Raw genomic sequence first — 18,094 nt, 5'->3', positions numbered from 1 at the left:
TCTATCGATAGTCCGTAACCCCTCACCCGGATCGCATCTGCGATGCGATCCGACCTCTCCCACAAGGGGAGAGGTGAGACGGAGTTCGCGGCGAGTGTTCGCCCTACCGCTCTGCCTCCACCCGATACGCTTCCATCTGCGCCCTGAGCTCGTCCAGCGCCGCGTTCGGTGCGTTGGCATCGACGCGATACTTTCCTTCCGCCAGCCACGACAGCACTTTCAAATCAATCGTCGGCGAATGATGGATGACATCAGCGTAATTGTTCAGATCGTGCGTGACGTCCTTGACCGCGCGAAAATCATAAAGCCGCACATTCGGAAACGACGTCAGCCGCCGGCTGACATAGGCGGTGAATCTATAGACCTGATCGAATGTCCCAGGCGACGCATCGCGCATCGCGACCCATTGCAGGATCGAATAGGGCGGAAAATAAACCTCGAAGGCCACGTCGGGATGAGCCGCGATCAGGCCAGCCATATCGCGCTCGAAATTGCGAACCCGCATGTCATAGCCGATACCGTCAGCGAGATAGGCGCTGCGAACGGGATCGGTGATATATTTGAAGGCGGCCATCGCTTTCTTCGCGTTGTAGGTCCCCGCTACATCGAAACCGGGGCGAAGCACGTTGATGTCGTCAACGTTGGCGATCGGAAATTTGAAGATCACGCCGGTGGTCAGCCATGCGACCGGCTTTTCGATCGGCGGAATCGATCGCGCCAAAATCCAGGCCGACTCGCGCGCCATCGCGCCGCTGAACAGATAGCTTGCAAATCCCCTGATATTCCGGCGATAGAGATTGGCCGGCACAAAGGCATTCGAATCGATGTCCGGCGCGTCGGGGAAGATCCAGTCGTCCAGTTCCCACACCACCCGTTTGGGGTGGCGCTCAAGGGCAGCGGCCAGCACGAAATTCTGCTCGACTGAGCTTGAGCCATTCAAGGAAAGTTTCAGCGAATGGACGCCGAGAATTCGGTCGATATCGCTCTGGCGGAAATGAATCGCCAGCGAGGTGCCTATGAAAAGCGTATCGAAATGCTGGCTCTGAATGAGGCCGGCATCCTGCATGCGGCTGTCCTGCGAATACATCGCCGCGAACAGCCGCGCGGGACGGAAGACCTGCAGCGGATCGACCACGAAATTGAGCGCGACTGCCGCGGCCATGATCAGGCCGCTCGTGCCCAGGAACTTCAGCAGGTTCTTCGAAACGTTGCTCATTTGTTTGAGCATGATCTCGTCAGAAAACCGGTGCCCACTTTTCCGGATCATGCTCTAGAACCTGAAGTAAATGAATTCGCTGTGCTGCTGGATTCCCAGAATCCCGAACGCCAGCACCGCCGCAGACACGTAGAGAAACGCGGGCCGCTTCGACCACGCACCTAACGTCTCGCCGACGGTTCGATTGGCGTGGTCATAGCCCATGATGGCTTGCGTATTCGGCGCGAACCACGCAATGGCGGCATAAATCAAAACAAAAACCGCATCCGCCATTTCGCCGCGGCTGAAGACGATCTGGGTGGGGTCGGTCATCCGCGTCAGGATCGAGAGCGCAGAGGCAATATTGTCGGCGCGGAAGAACACCCAGGCGAGCACCACTGCCAGAAAAGTTACAATCAATGCAGCGATGTTCGCCGCCCGCGCAAAGCGGGGCGCAACGGCAGGCACAAAATAAGTCCAGGCGTGATTGATGCAGAGATACAGGCCGTGCAGCGCACCCCACGCGACAAACGTCCAGGCCGCGCCATGCCAGAGGCCGCCAAGCGCCATCGTGATCATCAGGTTCACGTAACGCATAACGTGCCCGTGGCGGTTGCCCCCAAGGGGAATGTAGAGGTAGTTGCGCAGGAATTGCGACAGCGTCATGTGCCAGCGCCGCCAGAAATCGATGATGCTGGTGGCCTTGTAGGGCGAGTTGAAATTGAGCGGCAGGAAGATTCCGAACATCAGGGAGATTCCGATCGCCATGTCGGAATAGCCGGAGAAATCGAAATAGAGCTGGAATGTATAGGCGAGCGCGCCGATCCAGGCCTGATCGAAGGACGGCGTGTTTGGGCCGAACGCCAGCGCCACCAGCGGCTGGATACCGTCAGCAAGTCCCGTCTTCTTGAACAGGCCGATCGCGAAGATCATCAGCCCGCACAGAATGAGATGCGGGTTGGGCGACTTCGATTCCACCGCTTCGAATTGCGGGATCATATCCTTGTGGTGCAGGATCGGCCCCGCGATCAGATGGGGGAAATACGTCACGAACAGCGCATAATGCGGCAGCGCGTAGCGCGCGACATGTCCCCTGTAGGCGTCGACCAGGAACGCGATCTGGGTGAACGTGTAGAACGAGATTCCGACCGGCAGCAGGACGTTGACGGTCAGGCCGGTCGCGAACAGCGAATTGAGATTGGCGGCGAGGAAGCCGGCATATTTGAAATAGCCGAGCACGATGAGATCGCCACTGACGCCGGCTGTCAGGACGATCAAACGCAAGTGGCCGCTCAGGCGGCGCGCGACCAGCAGCCAACCGATGAGGTAATTAAATGCGATCGACGCCAGCAGCAGGGCGACGAATGGCCAGCCACTCGCCGCATAGAACGCCAGTGACGCCAGCGCCAGCCAGACCACCGGCGCCAGATGGCCCAACCGGCCCAGCGCGAAATAGCCGATCAAGGCAATGGGCAGAAACAGGAAAATGAAGGGGTAGGAATTGAAGAGCATAAGTCCTTGTCTCAGGCCGGCCGAAAAGCCTAACCATACATCCCGACGACCAACAAGGCGTGCCCGTCGCGGGCTGGACTTGATACCGTGTCACCCTCATGGTGAGGAGGCGCTCTTGCGCCGTCTCGAACCATGAGCTCGCGGCCATCCTTCGAGACGCCGCGGAGCCTGTTATCGGGCGCGCATTCGCGCGGCCCGTTGGCGGCTCCTCAGGATGAGGACATTACGCCGCTCTGGCAATCCGGCCGACAAACCCGATATGGATGGACGAGACACTTTCCGCTGCAGAGAACGAGGACCGGGTGACACAACCGACAGGCATTAAGCATTCAAGGCCGGCGCCGATTGCGCCGCGCCGTCCGCACTCCTTCACCACCCACGGCATCACCGTGTCAGACGATTATGCCTGGCTGAAGGATGACGACTGGCAGGAAGTGCTGCGCGATCCCTCGCTGCTCGACCAGGATATCCGCGACTATCTGGAAGCCGAGAACGGCTACACCGAGAGCCTGCTCGGCCATACCGCCGGCCTGCAGAAGACGCTGGTCAAGGAAATGCGCGGGCGCATCAAGGAAGACGATTCCAGCGTGCCGGCGCCGGACGGGCCCTATGCCTATATGCGAAAGTTCCGCGAGGGCGGGCAGCACGAAATGTACGGCCGCACGCCGCGCGACGGCGGCGAGGTCGAAATCGTACTCGACGGCGACGAACTCTCCGCCAAACATGATTATTTCAAGTTCGGCGGCGCACGGCATTCGCCGGACCACAAGCTTCAGGCCTGGAGCGCCGACATCAAGGGTTCGGAATATTTCACCATCCGCGTGCGTAACTGGGCTGATCGCACCGACCACGACGATCTGGTCGAAGAAACCGACGGCGCTGTGGTGTGGAGCGCGGATTCCAAGGCTTTTTTCTATGTGAAGCTCGACGATAACCACCGCCCGATGCAAGTCTGGCGTCATCGCCTCGGCACGCCGCAGGCGGATGATGCGCTGGTTTACGAGGAAAGCGATTCCGGCTGGTTCACCCATATCCATGAAAGCGCCAGCGGGCGGTTTTGCGTAATCGCCGGTGGCGACCACGAGACTTCCGAGCAGCGCCTGATCGACCTTGCCACGCCCGACGCGCCGTCGCGCCTGATCGCTGAACGCGAAGACGGCGTGCAATATTCGGTCGCCGATCGCGGCGATGAATTGTTCATTCTCACCAATGCCGACAAGGCGATCGACTTCAAGATCGTGACCGCGCCGCTCGCCGCACCGGAGCGCGCCAACTGGCGCGATCTCATTCCGTATCGCGAAGGCATCTACATCATCGATCTCGAGCTTTATTCCGGCCATATGGTGCGGCTCGAGCGCGCCAACGCGCTGCCCGCGATTATCATCCGCGATCTCGGCACCGGCGAGGAGCACGCGATCGCGTTCGACGAAGCGGCCTATTCGCTGGACACCATGGGCGGCTATGAATTCGAGACCACCAATATCCGCTTCAGCTATTCGTCGATGACGACGCCGTCGGAAGTCTATGATTACGACATGGCGAGCCGCGCCCGCGAGTTGCGCAAGCGCCAGGAGATTCCCTCCGGCCACAATCCTGCGGACTACGTCACCACCCGCATCATGGCAACGTCCCATGACGGCGCGCAGGTGCCGGTATCGATCCTGCACCGCCGTGATCTCAAACGCGATGGCAGCGCGCCGTTGCTGCTGTACGGCTATGGTTCCTACGGCATGGCGATGCCGGCGTCGTTCTCGGCCAATCGTTTGTCGCTGGTCGATCGCGGTTTTGTTTACGCGATCGCGCATATCCGCGGCGGCGCCGACAAAGGCTGGGGCTGGTATCTCGACGGCAAGCGCGAAAAGAAGACCAACAGCTTTGACGATTTCGCAGCCAGCGCGCAGGCGCTGATCGCGGCGAAATATACCGGCGCCAAGCGCATCGTCGGGCATGGCGGCAGCGCCGGCGGCATGCTGATGGGCGCGGTCGCCAACCGCGCCGGCGAACTGTTCGCAGGCATCGTCGCCGAAGTGCCGTTTGTCGATGTGCTCAACACCATGCTCGATGACACGCTGCCGCTGACGCCGCCGGAATGGCCGGAATGGGGCAATCCGATCGACAACGAAGCCGATTTCAAGACCATCTTGTCTTACTCGCCTTACGACAACGTCACAGCGAAAGACTATCCGGCGATCCTGGCGATGGGCGGATTGACCGATCCGCGCGTCACTTATTGGGAGCCGGCCAAATGGATCGCGCGGCTGCGCGCGACCATGACCGGCGGCGGCCCGGTGCTGTTGCGCACCAATATGGGCGCGGGCCACGGCGGCGCGTCAGGCCGTTTCAACCGCCTCGACGAAGTCGCGATCGCCTATGCATTTGCGCTGTGGGCGGTGGGGATGGCTGGGGAGAGCGGGGTGTAATACCTCGCGCACCTCAAGAGACAGAGGCAAAAAACCATGCCGCGCTATACCAAGACCGACTTCCCGGTCAGCCAGGTCCGCCGCTTTATCGAACCGGGACCGATCGTCCTTGTCAGTTCCGCGCATCGGGGCAAGACCAACATCATGACCATGGGCTGGCACATGATCATGGAATTCGAGCCGTCATTGATCGGCTGCTACATCTGGAACGCGAACCACAGCTTCGAGATGATCCGCAAGAGCAAGCAATGCGTGATCAACGTTCCGACCGCGGACCTCGCGGCAAAAGTGGTCGGGATCGGCAATAGTTCAGGGCGCGACATCGACAAGTTCGCCGAATTCGGCCTCACCGCCACGGCCGGAACAGAAGTCAGCGCGCCGCTGATCGAGCAATGCTATGCCAATTTCGAGTGCCGGCTGGTGGATTCGAGCCTGATCCGGAAATACAGCCTGTTCGTATTGGAAGTGGTGAAGGCGCATGTCGCAACGAAACCGAAATACCCGAAGACGATCCATTACCGGGGCGACGGCGAGTTCATGATCTCGGGCACCGAGACACGCAAATATCGCAAGCTGTTCAAGCCGCAGATGCTGTGAATGTGACGACACGGTCGCAGGCAAGCGTTGGGTGTGATTTACCCCGTCGTCCCGGCGCAGGCCGGGACCCATACGCCGCGGCCTCTCGGTTGGGCGATGAAGGGAGAGACCTTCTTTAACAACAGGCGTCAGTGGTTATGGGTCCCTGCGTTCGCAGGGACGACGATGCGTTGAGTGCTAACCCTACCTCCCCGTCTTCTTCCGCCACGCCGCAAAGTCCGTCAGCGTCTGCTCATCCGTCGCCGGATAGAGGCCGAAGATCGAGCGTCCGTTATGGACTTCCTCGGTGACGAAATCCTCGAACGCGGTCATCTCGAAGGCTTCGTTGGCGATCTCGTCGGCGAGATGCGCGGGGATCACGTAGACGCCGTCGCCATCGCCGAGAATGACATCGCCGGGAAACACCGGTGCGTCACCGCAGCCGATCGGCCCGTTGATCTCAATCGCCTGATGCAGCGTCAGATTGGTCGGCGCGCTCGGCCGCTGGTGATACGCCGGAAAACCGAGCTTGCCGATCTCGGCGGCATCGCGAAAGCCACCGTCGGTGACCACGCCGGCGACGCCGCGCTTCATCAGCCGCGTCACCAGGATCGCGCCAGCGGACGCCGCGCGGGCATTCTTGCGGCTGTCCATCACCAGCACCGCGCCGGGTGGGCAATCCTCAATGGCCTTGCGCTGCGGGTGGGAGCGATCCCGAAACACTTCCAGCTTGTTGAGATCCTCACGCGCCGGAATGTAACGCAGCGTAAAGGCTTCGCCGACCAGCGTCGGCTGATCCGGGCTCAGCGGATGAACATCCTGAATGCACTGGGTCCGGAAGCCACGCTTGTAGAGCGCGGTCGCGACCGTGGCGGTGCTGATGGATTTGAGCTTGTTGCGAGTGACGTCGCTGAGTTTTGTCATGGTGATATCCTTTGCTGTCATTCCGGGGCACGCGAAGCGTGAGCCCGGAATCTCGAGATTCCGGGTCTGGTCCTTCGGACCATCCCGGAATGACGACTAGTGACTAATAAATCGACGGCTCGCCGGTCGGCGCCCCGAACGATGTTTCCAGAAAGTCGAAATCGCAGCCTTCATTGGCCTGCTTGATATGCTTGGTGAACATCCAGCCATAGCCGCGCTCGAACCTGACTTCGGGCGCTTTCCATTCGGCGCGGCGCTTGGCGAGTTCGGCTTCGGGCACGTCGAGATTGATGGTGCGCGCCGCGACGTCGAGCGTGATCATATCGCCGTTATGCACCAAGGCGAGCGGGCCGCCGATATAGGATTCCGGCGAGACATGCAGAATGCAGGCGCCGTAGCTGGTGCCGCTCATCCGCGCGTCGGACAGGCGCACCATATCGCGCACGCCCTGCTTCACGAGCTTGGTCGGGATCGGCAGCATGCCCCATTCCGGCATGCCGGGTCCGCCCTGCGGGCCGGCATTGCGCAGGATCAGCACATGATCCGCCGTCACGTCCAGATTGGGATCGTCGGTCGCCTTCTTCATTGAGGGATAATCGTCGAACACCAAAGCCGGTCCGGTATGCCTGAGGAAACGCGGCTCGCAGGCGCTTGGCTTGATCACGCAGCCATCGGGCGCGAGGTTGCCCTTGAGCACCGCGAGCGCGCCCTCGGCATAGATCGGATCGGCGACGGTGCGGATCACGTCGTCACTATAGACTTCGGCGCGCGCGATGTTCTCGCCCAGCGTCTGGCCGGTCACGGTCATGACGTCGAGATGCAGATGATCCTTGATCCGGCTCATCAGCCCCGGCAGACCGCCGGCATAATAGAAATCCTCCATCAGATATTTGTCACCGCTTGGGCGCACATTGGCGATCACTGGCACCTTGCGGCTGGCGATCTCGAAATCGTCAAGCCCGATATCCTGGCCGGCGCGGCGCGCCTGCGCGATCAGATGAATGATCGCGTTGGTCGAACAGCCCATTGCCATCGCGACCGTGATCGCATTCTCGAACGCCTTGCGGGTCTGGATTTTGCGCGGCGTCAGATCTTCCCAGACCATCTCGACAATGCGGCGGCCGCATTCCGATGCCATGCGGATATGGCCGGCGTCCGCGGCGGGGATCGACGAGGCGCCGGGCAGCGTCATGCCGATGGATTCGGCGATCGCGGTCATGGTCGAGGCGGTGCCCATGGTCATGCAGGTGCCGTAGCTGCGCGCGATGCCGGCCTCGACATCGACCCAGTCCTTGTCGGAGATTTTCCCCGCGCGCCGCTCGTCCCAATATTTCCAGGCATCGGAGCCCGAACCCAGCGTCTTGCCCTTCCAGTTGCCACGCAACATCGGACCGGCCGGCAGATAGATCGCGGGCAAGCCCATGCTGGTGGCGCCCAGCAACAGCGCCGGCGTGGTCTTGTCGCAGCCGCCCATCAGCACCACGCCATCGACGGGATGACCGCGCAGCAGCTCCTCGGCGTCCATCGCCAGCAAATTGCGGTAGAGCATGGTGGTCGGCTTCAGGAACGACTCCGACAGCGACAGCGCCGGCAATTCCATCGGGAAGCCGCCGGCCATCAGGATGCCGCGCTTGACGTCATCGACGCGGCTCTTGAAATGCATGTGGCAGGGCTGCGCGTCCGACCAGGTATTGAGGATCGCGATAACGGGACGGCCCTTCCATTCCTCGGGCGCATAGCCCATCTGCATGGCGCGCGAGCGATGGCCGAAAGCCCTGAGATCGTCGGGCGCAAACCAGCGCGCGCTACGGAGCGTTTCCGGGCTTTTTTTCTTGTCTGTCATGGCGGCACCTGTTCGAGACCTTGCTCAGGTCTTCTCACAGGCGATCCATTCGGAGCAAGCCCTGCGCGTGATTTTTGCACCGCACGAGCCGTGATTTACGATGACCTTCAGGAAGCCATCCGTCAGGAAACCATGGAGTTCGCCGACAGCGCTTCGCGCAGCCGCTCCGCCAGTTCGGCCTTGCGATATGGCTTGACCAGAATGATCGATTGCGCGGGCGCGCGGCCCTGCTGGGCCAGCAGTTCCAGCGAGTAGCCGGAACTATAAATCACAGGCAGGCCCGGCCGGACCTGCCGCGCCAGATCGGCGAGTTCCCAGCCGCTCATGCCGCCGGGCATGACGATGTCCGTAAACAGCATGTCGATCTCCGGATGGGCCCGCAGTTTCAGCAAGGCATCATCGCCGTTGACGGCCGCGACCACGGAATAGCCGAGGCTTTCGATCCGCAGGATCACCGAGGAGCGGACGAAGGGATCGTCTTCGGCGACCAGGATGGTTTCATGGCCGCGCGGGACGGACTGCTCATCCGCCTTGATTTGATTGGATGGCTTGCGTCCGCCTGTCGCGACATGCGGCAGGTAGATTCGCACAGTCGTTCCAAGGCCGGGTTCGCTGTAGATCGAAACGTGGCCATTCGACTGCCTGGCAAAGCCATACACCATGCTCAAGCCGAGGCCGCTGCCCTTGCCGACTTCCTTTGTCGTATAGAACGGCTCGAACGCACGCGCGGCGACTTCCGTGGTCATGCCGACGCCGTCATCGGTCACCGCGATGACAGCGTATTCGCCGGCTTCGATCTCGGGATGAAGGCTCTGATAGGGGGCGTCAAGCGACGCCACGCCAGTCGACAGCGTCAGATGCCCGCCATTGGGCATGGCGTCCTGCGCGTTGAGGGCGAGGTTCAGGACCGACGATTCCAGTTGCGCCCGATCGGCGAAGGCCAGCACCGTATCGGCGGTCGGCGTAATCTGGATGTCGATGTTCTCGCGCAGCGTTCGCCGCAGCAGTTTGCGCATCGAATCCAGAAGCTCATGGCAATCGGTCGGCCGCGGTTGCAGCAATTGGCGGCGGCTGAACGCCAGCAATCGCTGCGTCATTTCAGCGCCCCGTTCCCCGGCCTGGCAGATGTCGTCCGCAATCCGCTGCAGGTCCTGCCGGGACTTGAGTTGCTCGCTGAGATGCTCGGCATTGCCGACGATGACGGTCAGGAGGTTGTTGAAATCGTGGGCGATACCGCCGGAGAGCTGCCCCACCATTTCCATCTTCTGCGCCTGACGAAGCTGTTCCTCCGTCTGCTTGCGTCCGGTCAGGTCATGGATGATCCCGACAAAGATCGACTCCCCGTCCTGCTGGGCCTCGCCGACCGACAGATCCATCGGGAATGTCGAACCGTCCTTGCGCAGGCCGACGACTTCCCGGCCGATGCCGATGATCTTGCGCTCGGCCGTGCGAATGAAGTTCTGGATATAGTCGTCGTGATGCGAGCTGTAGGTTTGCGGCATCAGCATTTTGACGTTTTCGTGGAAGACTTCATCGGCGCGGTAGCCGAACAGCCTTTCGCAGGCCGGATTGAACAGGAGGATGCGGCCGCGCGCGTCGATCAGGATAAATCCATCGACCGCGGTTTCCACCACGGCCGTCAGGCGCGCCATGCTCTCGCGCAGGGCCTGCTGGGTCTGGCGGAATTGCTGCAGCAATTGTTCGGAATCCCGGCCTTTTGATTCTTCTTCCTTGAGCGCCTCCTGGGCCTGGCGAAGTTCGAACGGCGAAGGAATCGTGAGCAGTTTCGGCAACAGCGGCCAGAGCATGCCGGCAGTGACGATCGACGCCACAGCCGTCGCGGCTTTGACAAGCCCTTCGATCCCGTAGATCGGCACCCACAGCGTATAGATCGACAGGATGTGCGTCAGGCCGCAGGCCAGGATGAAGATGCCGAACGACCAGTAGACCCATCCGAATTTGAGGTCGCGGCGCTTCGATACGAAAATCGCCAGCGCGAACGGGATCGAGAAATACGCCATCGCGATCACAGCATCGGAAACCACATGCAGCCAGATCAGTTCGGGCTCCCACAGCAAACAGATGCCGTGGGGAGAGAACATCGAGGAGTCGAGGATTCGTTCAAAGAAAGCCCACATGCTAACGACTGCCTTGTCTGAAGGGATCTTGTTTGAAGGGATTTTGCTTGATGCGATCAAGCGCATGGTCCGCCGCGTCGCCCCGGGCAGAAGCCTGCTTTAAACTCACGAGCACGCCACTCAGCGTTCTCGCATGACAATGGTTCGCGGCACCGAACCAGCATCCGCCGATCGCAGACCAGGCGTCCGTTATATGGGTCCACAATCGCCGCCTACTTCCGGCATGGCCGGCTATCCCATGCATCGTGCACATGGTAGTTGCAGTACCCAGCCGAAGAAGAAACACTTCCAACACCCGCCGCAATCCATTCACAACTCAGCATTGAGTCACGGAAGATCGACCGTGGCAAGAATTCTGATCGTGGACGACGAACCTGCGGTTCAGGTGACGATCCCGATCATCGTGATGTCAGGTCATCTCATGCCGCCCGATTCGACTTCAGGCCCGGATTTCCTGACCATGGCGCCCTGGCTCGGCGCGGTCCGCAGCCTGCAAAAACCGTTCAAACCGGTGGAGCTGCTGGCGACCAGTTGAAACTGGCGGCCGTTGAAAGTTGTCTTGAAGTGGCCAAGCAAACCGCAGAGCACCCGTCTGCGGCTTCCGCCGCCGCGGGCGGCATGGCCTCGTGACTCCGGCTCAGGAGGCGCGCGAGGCAGTCAGCACGATTCGAATGAGATCAGCGGCGTTCCTGGCACCCAGCTTTTTCATGATATTGGCGCGGTGATCCTCGATCGTACGCGGGCTGATGCCAAGTTCGCGCCCGGCTTCCTTGTTGGAGGCGCCGGCGGCGAAGCGCTCGAGCACTTCGCGTTCACGCCGTGTCAGCGGCTCGCGTCCGGGAAAATACAGCGCCTCGGCCTTCGCGGAATTTTGCGCCTGCCTGCGCGCATAGGCCGAGATGGCCTCATCCAGCCGCGCCACAAGTTCGTTGCCCCGGAACGGTTTTTCGATGAAATCCAGCGCGCCATTCTTGATCGCGCTGACTGCCGTGGCGATATCGCCCTGCCCGGAGATGATGAAGATCGGCGCCGGGTAATCCTCGCCGCGAAGTTCTTTCAGAACATCGAGTCCGGATTTGCCGGGAATGTGCACGTCGAGCAGGATGCAGGAGGGAGTCCGGGTTCTCGCGACTGCCAATAGCGCAGCACCGTCCGCAAAGCAGACAACCTGATAGCCGCCCGCCGACAAGACGATAGACAGGGTCTCGCGAACAGCCGGGTCGTCGTCGACCACGAAAATTTCGCCGCGGGTGGCTGATTTATCGGTCATGTGCCATCGCCCATAGAAAGGTATGACTTTCATTCGCGAGCGCACCGCGCCTGATGCGGATGCCGATCTCATCCGTATTAGTACGGGACCGATACTTAACGCACAAGTAGCAAGGGCGACATTAAAAATATCGCGAGGGAACCCCAAGAAAATCTCAAGAAAATCCCAAGAAAAGCCTGTGTGAAAGAGTGCCAGCGATGCAAAATGCAGCAGACCACGCTTCGGTCCGACCTGGCGATCTGAACGACAATTATACTCCGATCCTATCGAATCTCCGGTCCCTGCTCGAGCAGGTCAACGCGGCGATGAAGCTGATCGAAGCGGCGATCGCCAACGAAGCAGCAACCAGCCATCCGGACATGGCTACGAACGTCGTGGTGCTGGACGATGTGACACCGCGCTATGTGCGCGCGAACGCTGCACTGAGCACGTGCAATGCGGGCCTCGGCGTCGCCCTTCACCTCGTCCGCGATATCAGTAGCGCAAGACAGAAAGCGCCCAGGCCGAATGCTGGCGGTTTGCGTGACGCGTTGCGCCCGAGGACGTTGCCGGGCAAGTTGAGGTGAGCAAGCCGCGTTGTTTGGGGGAGGACCGGGGACATATTCTGCTCCCGTCACCGCAAGCGCTCGCTTCTTGCAAGTGCTAAAACTTCAAGTGCCAAAACTTCAAGTGCAGATAATTTCAGGCTTCCATAACTTCAGACTTCCATGGCGGCTTCCGATGCGCCGGCCCCTCTTTTTTTCTTCTTCCTGGCTTTGAGAAACTGGACATCGATCTCCGCACCGTTGACACGGACAAGTTCGCACCGGCGGTAGGCCAGGCCAGTCGACGACAGCAGTAAAAAGAATTCCTTGAGATTGAGGCCCTGAATAGAGCCCTCGACGGTCAAGATCGCGTCGGTGTCCGATATCGCGTTGAGGAAGCAGTCCCGGCGCCAGGTCCCGTCAATGCCCATGATACAGACGCCGTATCCGCGGCTGAACATCACGCGATCCGGCCCTTTGTAATCATCTGACATGCATTGATCCGGACGTTTCGGCCCCGACGGAGGGACCGGACATCTCTGTCTGGTGGGCGCATATCGCGCCTTCTTTGCAACCGATAGCCTTCACAACCTAACCTTGGCGTTAATTTCACCCCCCGTGAAACTACGGTGGGATTAAGGCGATGCCTCTCGCCTGCGGAAGATAGATCTTCACCGACGTGCCGTGTCCGGCTTCGCTGTCTACTTCGACTCGGCCATTGGCCGACCCGACCGCCTCCGCCAGGATTCCGATCGTTCCGGTAATGACAGTGAGGACGTTGTTGAGATCATGGGCGATACCGCCGGTAAGCCGGCCGAAGATTTCCATCCTTTGGGCGGGGAAGACCTTTTCGGCGAGCAAGGCCTTTTCGGAAGGAAGGACTTTTTCTGAAGGAAAGACTTGCGCCTCGGCGGCGGCTGCCGGCGATGACTTCCGAAGCATCGGCTTCTAAAGCATCGGCTTCTGAAGCATATTTGGGCCCCTCGCTGTGTGCCGTTCGCCCGTGATCGCCGGATCGCTATCTCGGCGGAGCGGCCGTTGCGAAAGGCGACCGCACATCGGCAAGGCATTCAAGGATCACCGTCAGCAGCGCCACTGGCGTAAACGGCTTGCGCAGGCAGCGCGTGGCTCCGAGTTCAAGGGCTATTCTGAGGAAGTCGGGAGCCGGCGTGTCGAGATTGGCGAAAGCGTAGCCGGACATCGCGATCAGCGGGACCGACGGCGCCCGCTCGTGAAAAATCCGGATCGACTCGAAGCCGCGCATATGAGGCATGAAAATATCGACGATCATCAGGTCGAAATTTACGCCTTCAAGTGCTCGAAGCCCGGCTTCGCCGCCATCGGCGATGGTTACCTGAAAGTTGTTCCGTTCAAGATGAAGCTCGATGGCCATGCAGACCATCGGATCATCATCGACAACGAGAATACGCGGCATGGCCGCACGCGGCTGCAGATCTTGCTTGGGCGGTTCGGCTGCCTCTGAATCATGCGGCACGGGAATCTCCCCCTACGAATTGAACATCCGTATTTCGGGGGCGACCGGCCTGGCCACGCCGTATGAGCCATGCCCCACAGACAAAGCGAACAGATTTCTTGTCGCTGGCAATCCGAATGCATCGCATAACGGCTTCTCCGCAGCGCTTCCGTGCTACCCGTCCCGATATTGATTGCGCTATAATTTTTGTCGCTGACGCATTCTCAGTTTCGCCTTAAGTGCGAATGGCTGTCTGCCTCCCAACATGCATAGGAACAATCTCACAACCGGAAGCATTGCGTATTCAGTATAGCCACGCGCGAGTTGTACGACCGCAAAGAATGGCTGAGCCGACAGGGCAACCGCCAAAGGACCGGCCCGCACCTCGAGGCGCGTTTCGATCATTATCCAATGCAGTCGGCATGACGAAAACGTGACGCATCTCCCGCCGCCTGTGCATGTTAGCGTGAATACGTATTCGGGGAGAGAATTTCGCGCGAGGTTGCGCGACGCAACTCACTCGACCGCGATCAGTTGAATGGTGGCGCGCAGACGCTGGTAGTTCCGGAGACCGGTCGTACTCCCGTAAGGAGGCACCATGGACTCGGTAGCTCGTTCACCCAACGGATTTTTGTCGGCGCTGACGGCTGACGATTTCGAACTGATCCGCCCGCATCTGCGAACCGCCGACCTGATCTCCAATCTGGTCCTGGTCGAAGTCGGTGAAACGCTCAAGCGTGCCTACCTGCCGCATAGCGGCGTGATCTCTCTGGTCGTCAAACTCGCAAAGGGCGAGCACGTCCAGGTCGCCATGGTCGGCCGCGACAGTATCTTTGGCGCGTTCTCTGCGCTTGGCGATCCGACGGCACTGAACGCCGCGACCGTGCTGGTGCCCGGCATCGCCCAGACGCTCGACATCGACCGCCTGCGGGCCGCGGCCGACCAGAGTGCGACATTCCGGGCAACACTGACGCGGCATGGGCTGGCGGTTTATGCCCAGATTCAGCAGACCGCGGGTTGCAATATCTCGCACACGGTGGAGTCCCGGCTGGGGCGGTGTCTGATGCAGACTCACGATCTCTCCGGCAGCGACAAACTTGTCCTGACCCAGGAAGCGATGGCGCAGATGATCGGGGCGCGCCGCAACAGCGTATCGCTGGTGGCCAATACCCTGCAGCATGCCAACTTCATCCATTACAGCCGGGGACGCATCGAGATCACCGACCCGGACGGCCTGCGAAGAACCGCCTGCGAGTGCTACGCCACGGTCAAGGCGCAGTACGACCGGTTGCTCGGTCCCCGTTGCCAGTGAGCGCATTGCCCTGCCGCAGAGGGCTGCCAGGCGCTGCCCGAAATCTGTTCAGCCCTGAATTAACGCGCTGTTTAATGACGGCTGCTAATGCTCAGGGGGCCGACGGGCACGCTTGGCGGAGAGCGTCGAAATTCTTCGCACCCCACGAAGGTTTCACTCGGGTTCGGCAGCGCGTGTACGGTGCGGAGTAGAAACATGGCCTTTGATCTGTCGATGCCCATTCTGGTGGTCGATGACTACAACACCATGATCCGGATCATTCGCAACCTGCTCAAGCAAATCGGCTTCGAAAATGTCGACGATGCCAGCGACGGATCGGCCGCTTTGGCCAAGATGCAAAGCAAGAAGTATGGCCTGGTGATTTCCGACTGGAACATGGAGCCGATGACCGGCTACGATCTGTTGCGGGAAGTCCGTGCCAGCCCGGAGCTTTCGCAAACCCCCTTCATTATGATCACGGCGGAATCGAAGACCGAAAACGTCATCGCCGCGAAGAAGGCCGGGGTCAGCAACTACATCGTCAAGCCGTTCAATGCCGCTACGCTGAAGACCAAGATGGAAGCGGTTTTCCCGGGATCGACCGCGTAGCATATCGCCGGCGATCTCCTTACGCTTGGCGCAGTGCGCGAGCCGCTACAGTACTTCTACGGCTTCGGATTTTCATACACAGCTAAGATTCAAAGACGATAGTTGCGGCAGCAGATGAGGGCCGCATGTTTACGTTCGAAACGACCGATGAGAAGGAAGTCCGGCGTTTTCGCATCGCGCAATTCAATGGCCGCGTGACAACCGCCAGATCAGGCGAAGCTGTCATTACCGGCCACGTCCGGTCGGTGCAGGAACATAAATTGAGCACACCGACACGGTGGGCCATCACCATCGTCCCCAGCGAACCCAAGATCAAAGCCGGCATGCTGCGGCCAGCCTCCCTCGCGCGTCCGTTCGCGGAAGATTATCTGTAGAGATTGATCGCAAAAGCCTGCGAAATTTCGGGCACGGTTCCCGGGTGCTGCCTCTCGATACCATCGACGGGCGGGCGAGTGCCTGAATTATCGGCAAGACCATTCATGGTTGAACGGTCCGGCGTTTGCCGGCCGCACCCTATTTTACCACTTAATTTACGGCGACCTGCTCTTATCGATCCAGACGCGGCGCCTTCCGGCGACGGGCTCATCGTTAATGCATCGTTAAATTGCGAAGAATCACGCCGCGATGAAGAAGCCCCATCGAATTCAGGATTTTCTGCAGCGGTTGACGCCGCCGACGCGCAGCAATCTCCTGAACGAGCTGGAGCGGCTGGAACTGGCCGGCGAGGATATTCCCGGCGCCGCGCCCGTCGTGGAAAAACTGCGCGCTGAATTTCGCAGTGGCGGGCAAAGCCACAACCGCCTTCCAAACCCGCAACGCTTTTTTTTCGCGCCGCTCGAACCGCTGCTGGTGAATGGCGCCCCCGAACACGCCAATTCAGGCCGCCTGCAGCGCGGATCGCTGGCCGCGCTCTGGGAGTGGATCAGCCGGGATCTATTGCCGACAATGGCGCGCGACTACGCAACTGAAATCAATGACCTGATCGCGGCCGACAAGCAGAAGGAAGCCCGGCAGGCCGCCAGTGTATTTCAAACCAAGGTCGCCAAGAGCCTTGAGAACACCCTTCGCTCGCCGGAGACAGCAGAGCAAGTCCGCGCCAAGCTCGCGACTTACACCATGTCTCGCACCGCCTATGACGACCTGACCAAGCTGGTCTGCGTGCTGCGCGCGCGCGACGCGCTGGCAAAGTTCGACAAGGCGCTGCCGGCCAATATCGATAAATTCGACGACGCGCGGATCGCCAGGATGACGCAGTTGCTGGATGGGTTCGGCAAGGATAACGCCGAAGATATTCCGTTCGCGCTGGCGCTGGTGGCGACAAGGCTGCGGACATCCTGGCACTTGATCTATCTCGCCACCAAGGCTGTGCCCAGCAAACACGCCGCCGACATCGCTGCCACGCCCTATGCCATCACAATCTCGATGGCGCTGGACAGGCTGGACGACAGACGATCGGCGCTGCGCATCGCGCTCAAAAACGGCCGTATCCTGGTCGCCAAGGAACTGCTGATCGACATTTACAACATCGAGAACGCGCTGCAGGTCCACATCGATAATTTCGAAGAATCCGAATGGGGACAGCGGCTCGAGCGGCTGATGAAGGCGACCGCCGATCTGGTCGCAACCGAAGTGAGCCGTTTCCCGGACAAGGTCGGTCATATCCTGGGATCGCGCAGCCTGCGCGGCCAGAAATCCCTCGCCGGTCGCCTCGGCTACTGGGCGAACGAGGGAGCCGCCCATCTCAAGAAGCTCGTACGGCCCGAGAAAACCCGCGTCTGACGACGTACAAACAAAAAGCCCGCCGGGATGAATCGGCGAGCTTTGGTTTCACGGCAAAAGCGTAACCGACCTCAGGGATTCCGGTACATCCGCGGTAATCCCTTTGATCGGCTCACCTCACATAGCGCGAAGGTTTTCCGCGCTGGTCTTGCCGCGAGCACTGTCGAGCTTCGATTCATATGAAAGCTTCTGGCCTTCATTGAGCGAACCCATGCCGGCACGCTCGACGGCGCTGATATGCACGAACACGTCGTTGCCGCCGTCATCCGGCTGGATAAAGCCGAAGCCCTTGGTCGCGTTGAACCACTTAACTGTTCCGGTAGCCATTTTAACTTCTCCAAGATGCGCATAAGCGCGCTGTGCCCGCACGACCTTCGCGCGAGCTTAATCCGATTTCAGCGATGTCTTGGGGAGGGGAGCCGGTTTGGCGTAGTCAACAAGGCAAACGATTATTCGAATGACCGGCATGTAAGTCACCCGGCCGGAAATAGCAAGCTAATCCGCCCGAGATGATAAAAATCTAATAAAATGAACGCGTT

At 60.2% G+C, this 18,094-nt stretch carries 18 protein-coding genes; 8 read left to right on the top strand and 10 right to left on the bottom strand.

Features of this window, described 5'->3' with window-relative positions; genetic code table 11:
• Positions 1-103 precede the first annotated feature (103 nt).
• Positions 104-1,216: a hypothetical protein gene (locus tag HB676_RS02650; protein WP_213736083.1), complete on the bottom strand. Its 1,113-nt coding sequence runs from the start codon at positions 1,214-1,216 to the stop codon at positions 104-106.
• A gap of 54 nt (positions 1,217-1,270) precedes the next feature.
• Positions 1,271-2,707 (bottom strand): MBOAT family protein, encoded by a 1,437-nt coding sequence (locus HB676_RS02645; RefSeq protein ID WP_213736082.1) that lies wholly within the window; start codon positions 2,705-2,707, stop codon positions 1,271-1,273.
• A 302-nt stretch (positions 2,708-3,009) separates the two neighbouring features.
• On the opposite strand from HB676_RS02645, the gene HB676_RS02640 reads away from it, so the two are divergent.
• Together HB676_RS02640 and HB676_RS02635 are read left to right on the top strand one after the other, a co-directional pair.
• Entirely contained in the window at positions 3,010-5,127 is a 2,118-nt protein-coding gene (locus HB676_RS02640; RefSeq protein ID WP_346347237.1) for a S9 family peptidase, read from the top strand.
• A gap of 36 nt (positions 5,128-5,163) precedes the next feature.
• Positions 5,164-5,724, top strand: coding sequence for a flavin reductase family protein (locus HB676_RS02635; RefSeq protein ID WP_213736080.1), 561 nt, complete (start codon positions 5,164-5,166; stop codon positions 5,722-5,724).
• Between the two features lie 183 nt (positions 5,725-5,907).
• On the opposite strand, the gene HB676_RS02630 is transcribed toward HB676_RS02635, so the two are convergent.
• The 3 genes from HB676_RS02630 to HB676_RS02620 form a co-directional block, all read right to left on the bottom strand.
• Positions 5,908-6,627, bottom strand: coding sequence for a ribonuclease activity regulator RraA (locus tag HB676_RS02630; RefSeq protein ID WP_213736079.1), 720 nt, complete (start codon positions 6,625-6,627; stop codon positions 5,908-5,910).
• Positions 6,628-6,730: 103 nt separating this feature from the next.
• The gene (gene araD, locus HB676_RS02625; protein ID WP_213736078.1) at positions 6,731-8,470 is read right to left on the bottom strand and encodes an L-arabinonate dehydratase; all 1,740 of its coding nucleotides are present in this window, start codon (positions 8,468-8,470) and stop codon (positions 6,731-6,733) included.
• Positions 8,471-8,592: 122 nt separating this feature from the next.
• Complete coding sequence (locus HB676_RS02620) at positions 8,593-10,608, bottom strand: PAS domain S-box protein (protein WP_213736077.1); 2,016 nt, start codon at positions 10,606-10,608, stop codon at positions 8,593-8,595.
• A 343-nt stretch (positions 10,609-10,951) separates the two neighbouring features.
• On the opposite strand from HB676_RS02620, the gene HB676_RS02615 reads away from it, so the two are divergent.
• A complete protein-coding gene (locus HB676_RS02615; RefSeq protein WP_213736076.1) occupies positions 10,952-11,143 on the top strand; it encodes a hypothetical protein in 192 nt (63 codons plus the stop codon).
• A gap of 102 nt (positions 11,144-11,245) precedes the next feature.
• Here the strand turns inward: HB676_RS02615 and HB676_RS02610 are convergent, their stop codons facing one another.
• Positions 11,246-11,878 carry a response regulator gene (locus tag HB676_RS02610; protein ID WP_213736075.1) on the bottom strand — a complete coding sequence of 211 codons (633 nt, stop codon included), beginning with the start codon at positions 11,876-11,878 and terminating at the stop codon, positions 11,246-11,248.
• A gap of 197 nt (positions 11,879-12,075) precedes the next feature.
• Here HB676_RS02610 and HB676_RS02605 point away from each other — a divergent pair, with 197 nt between their 5' ends.
• Positions 12,076-12,444 (top strand): hypothetical protein, encoded by a 369-nt coding sequence (locus HB676_RS02605; protein WP_213736074.1) that lies wholly within the window; start codon positions 12,076-12,078, stop codon positions 12,442-12,444.
• 131 nt (positions 12,445-12,575) lie between these two features.
• Here the strand turns inward: HB676_RS02605 and HB676_RS02600 are convergent, their stop codons facing one another.
• The 3 genes from HB676_RS02600 to HB676_RS02590 form a co-directional block, all read right to left on the bottom strand.
• Positions 12,576-12,896 (bottom strand): PilZ domain-containing protein, encoded by a 321-nt coding sequence (locus HB676_RS02600; RefSeq protein ID WP_213736073.1) that lies wholly within the window; start codon positions 12,894-12,896, stop codon positions 12,576-12,578.
• A 130-nt stretch (positions 12,897-13,026) separates the two neighbouring features.
• Entirely contained in the window at positions 13,027-13,263 is a 237-nt protein-coding gene (locus HB676_RS02595) for a hypothetical protein (protein WP_213736124.1), read from the bottom strand.
• A 157-nt stretch (positions 13,264-13,420) separates the two neighbouring features.
• Positions 13,421-13,837: a response regulator gene (locus tag HB676_RS02590; protein ID WP_213736122.1), complete on the bottom strand. Its 417-nt coding sequence runs from the start codon at positions 13,835-13,837 to the stop codon at positions 13,421-13,423.
• Between the two features lie 637 nt (positions 13,838-14,474).
• On the opposite strand from HB676_RS02590, the gene HB676_RS02585 reads away from it, so the two are divergent.
• The 4 genes from HB676_RS02585 (at position 14,475) to HB676_RS02570 (ending at position 17,555) form a co-directional block, all read left to right on the top strand.
• Complete coding sequence (locus HB676_RS02585; protein WP_213736072.1) at positions 14,475-15,188, top strand: Crp/Fnr family transcriptional regulator; 714 nt, start codon at positions 14,475-14,477, stop codon at positions 15,186-15,188.
• A 195-nt stretch (positions 15,189-15,383) separates the two neighbouring features.
• The gene (locus HB676_RS02580) at positions 15,384-15,776 is read left to right on the top strand and encodes a response regulator (RefSeq protein WP_213736071.1); all 393 of its coding nucleotides are present in this window, start codon (positions 15,384-15,386) and stop codon (positions 15,774-15,776) included.
• A 125-nt stretch (positions 15,777-15,901) separates the two neighbouring features.
• The gene (locus tag HB676_RS02575; protein ID WP_213736070.1) at positions 15,902-16,150 is read left to right on the top strand and encodes a hypothetical protein; all 249 of its coding nucleotides are present in this window, start codon (positions 15,902-15,904) and stop codon (positions 16,148-16,150) included.
• A gap of 250 nt (positions 16,151-16,400) precedes the next feature.
• On the top strand, positions 16,401-17,555 hold the full coding sequence (locus tag HB676_RS02570) for a hypothetical protein (RefSeq protein WP_213736069.1): 1,155 nt from the start codon (positions 16,401-16,403) through the stop codon (positions 17,553-17,555).
• Between the two features lie 117 nt (positions 17,556-17,672).
• Here HB676_RS02570 and HB676_RS02565 read toward each other — a convergent pair whose 3' ends face one another.
• Positions 17,673-17,882 (bottom strand): cold-shock protein, encoded by a 210-nt coding sequence (locus HB676_RS02565; RefSeq protein WP_079607930.1) that lies wholly within the window; start codon positions 17,880-17,882, stop codon positions 17,673-17,675.
• Positions 17,883-18,094: the final 212 nt, after the last annotated feature.

It is taken from the genome of Bradyrhizobium sp. dw_411 (assembly GCF_018449695.1).
In the GTDB taxonomy this organism is placed as follows: Bacteria; Pseudomonadota; Alphaproteobacteria; order Rhizobiales; family Xanthobacteraceae; genus Bradyrhizobium.
The sequence above is the reverse complement of the archived record's forward strand: the minus strand, read 5'-3'. Positions and strand labels throughout refer to the sequence as shown.

Excerpts from the sequence above, each read along its gene's own strand:
- HB676_RS02650 (WP_213736083.1), bottom strand. The coding sequence starts at position 1,216 with ATGAGCAACGTTTCGAAGAACCTGCTGAAGTTCCTGGGCACGAGCGGC.
- HB676_RS02645 (WP_213736082.1), bottom strand. The coding sequence starts at position 2,707 with ATGCTCTTCAATTCCTACCCCTTCATTTTCCTGTTTCTGCCCATTGCC.
- HB676_RS02635 (WP_213736080.1), top strand. The coding sequence starts at position 5,164 with ATGCCGCGCTATACCAAGACCGACTTCCCGGTCAGCCAGGTCCGCCGC.
- HB676_RS02630 (WP_213736079.1), bottom strand. The coding sequence starts at position 6,627 with ATGACAAAACTCAGCGACGTCACTCGCAACAAGCTCAAATCCATCAGC.
- araD (WP_213736078.1), bottom strand. The coding sequence starts at position 8,470 with ATGACAGACAAGAAAAAAAGCCCGGAAACGCTCCGTAGCGCGCGCTGG.
- HB676_RS02620 (WP_213736077.1), bottom strand. The coding sequence starts at position 10,608 with ATGTGGGCTTTCTTTGAACGAATCCTCGACTCCTCGATGTTCTCTCCC.
- HB676_RS02610 (WP_213736075.1), bottom strand. The coding sequence starts at position 11,878 with ATGACCGATAAATCAGCCACCCGCGGCGAAATTTTCGTGGTCGACGAC.
- HB676_RS02605 (WP_213736074.1), top strand. The coding sequence starts at position 12,076 with ATGCAAAATGCAGCAGACCACGCTTCGGTCCGACCTGGCGATCTGAAC.
- HB676_RS02600 (WP_213736073.1), bottom strand. The coding sequence starts at position 12,896 with ATGTCAGATGATTACAAAGGGCCGGATCGCGTGATGTTCAGCCGCGGA.
- HB676_RS02590 (WP_213736122.1), bottom strand. The coding sequence starts at position 13,837 with ATGCCGCGTATTCTCGTTGTCGATGATGATCCGATGGTCTGCATGGCC.
- HB676_RS02585 (WP_213736072.1), top strand. The coding sequence starts at position 14,475 with ATGGACTCGGTAGCTCGTTCACCCAACGGATTTTTGTCGGCGCTGACG.
- HB676_RS02580 (WP_213736071.1), top strand. The coding sequence starts at position 15,384 with ATGGCCTTTGATCTGTCGATGCCCATTCTGGTGGTCGATGACTACAAC.
- HB676_RS02575 (WP_213736070.1), top strand. The coding sequence starts at position 15,902 with ATGTTTACGTTCGAAACGACCGATGAGAAGGAAGTCCGGCGTTTTCGC.
- HB676_RS02570 (WP_213736069.1), top strand. The coding sequence starts at position 16,401 with ATGAAGAAGCCCCATCGAATTCAGGATTTTCTGCAGCGGTTGACGCCG.
- HB676_RS02565 (WP_079607930.1), bottom strand. The coding sequence starts at position 17,882 with ATGGCTACCGGAACAGTTAAGTGGTTCAACGCGACCAAGGGCTTCGGC.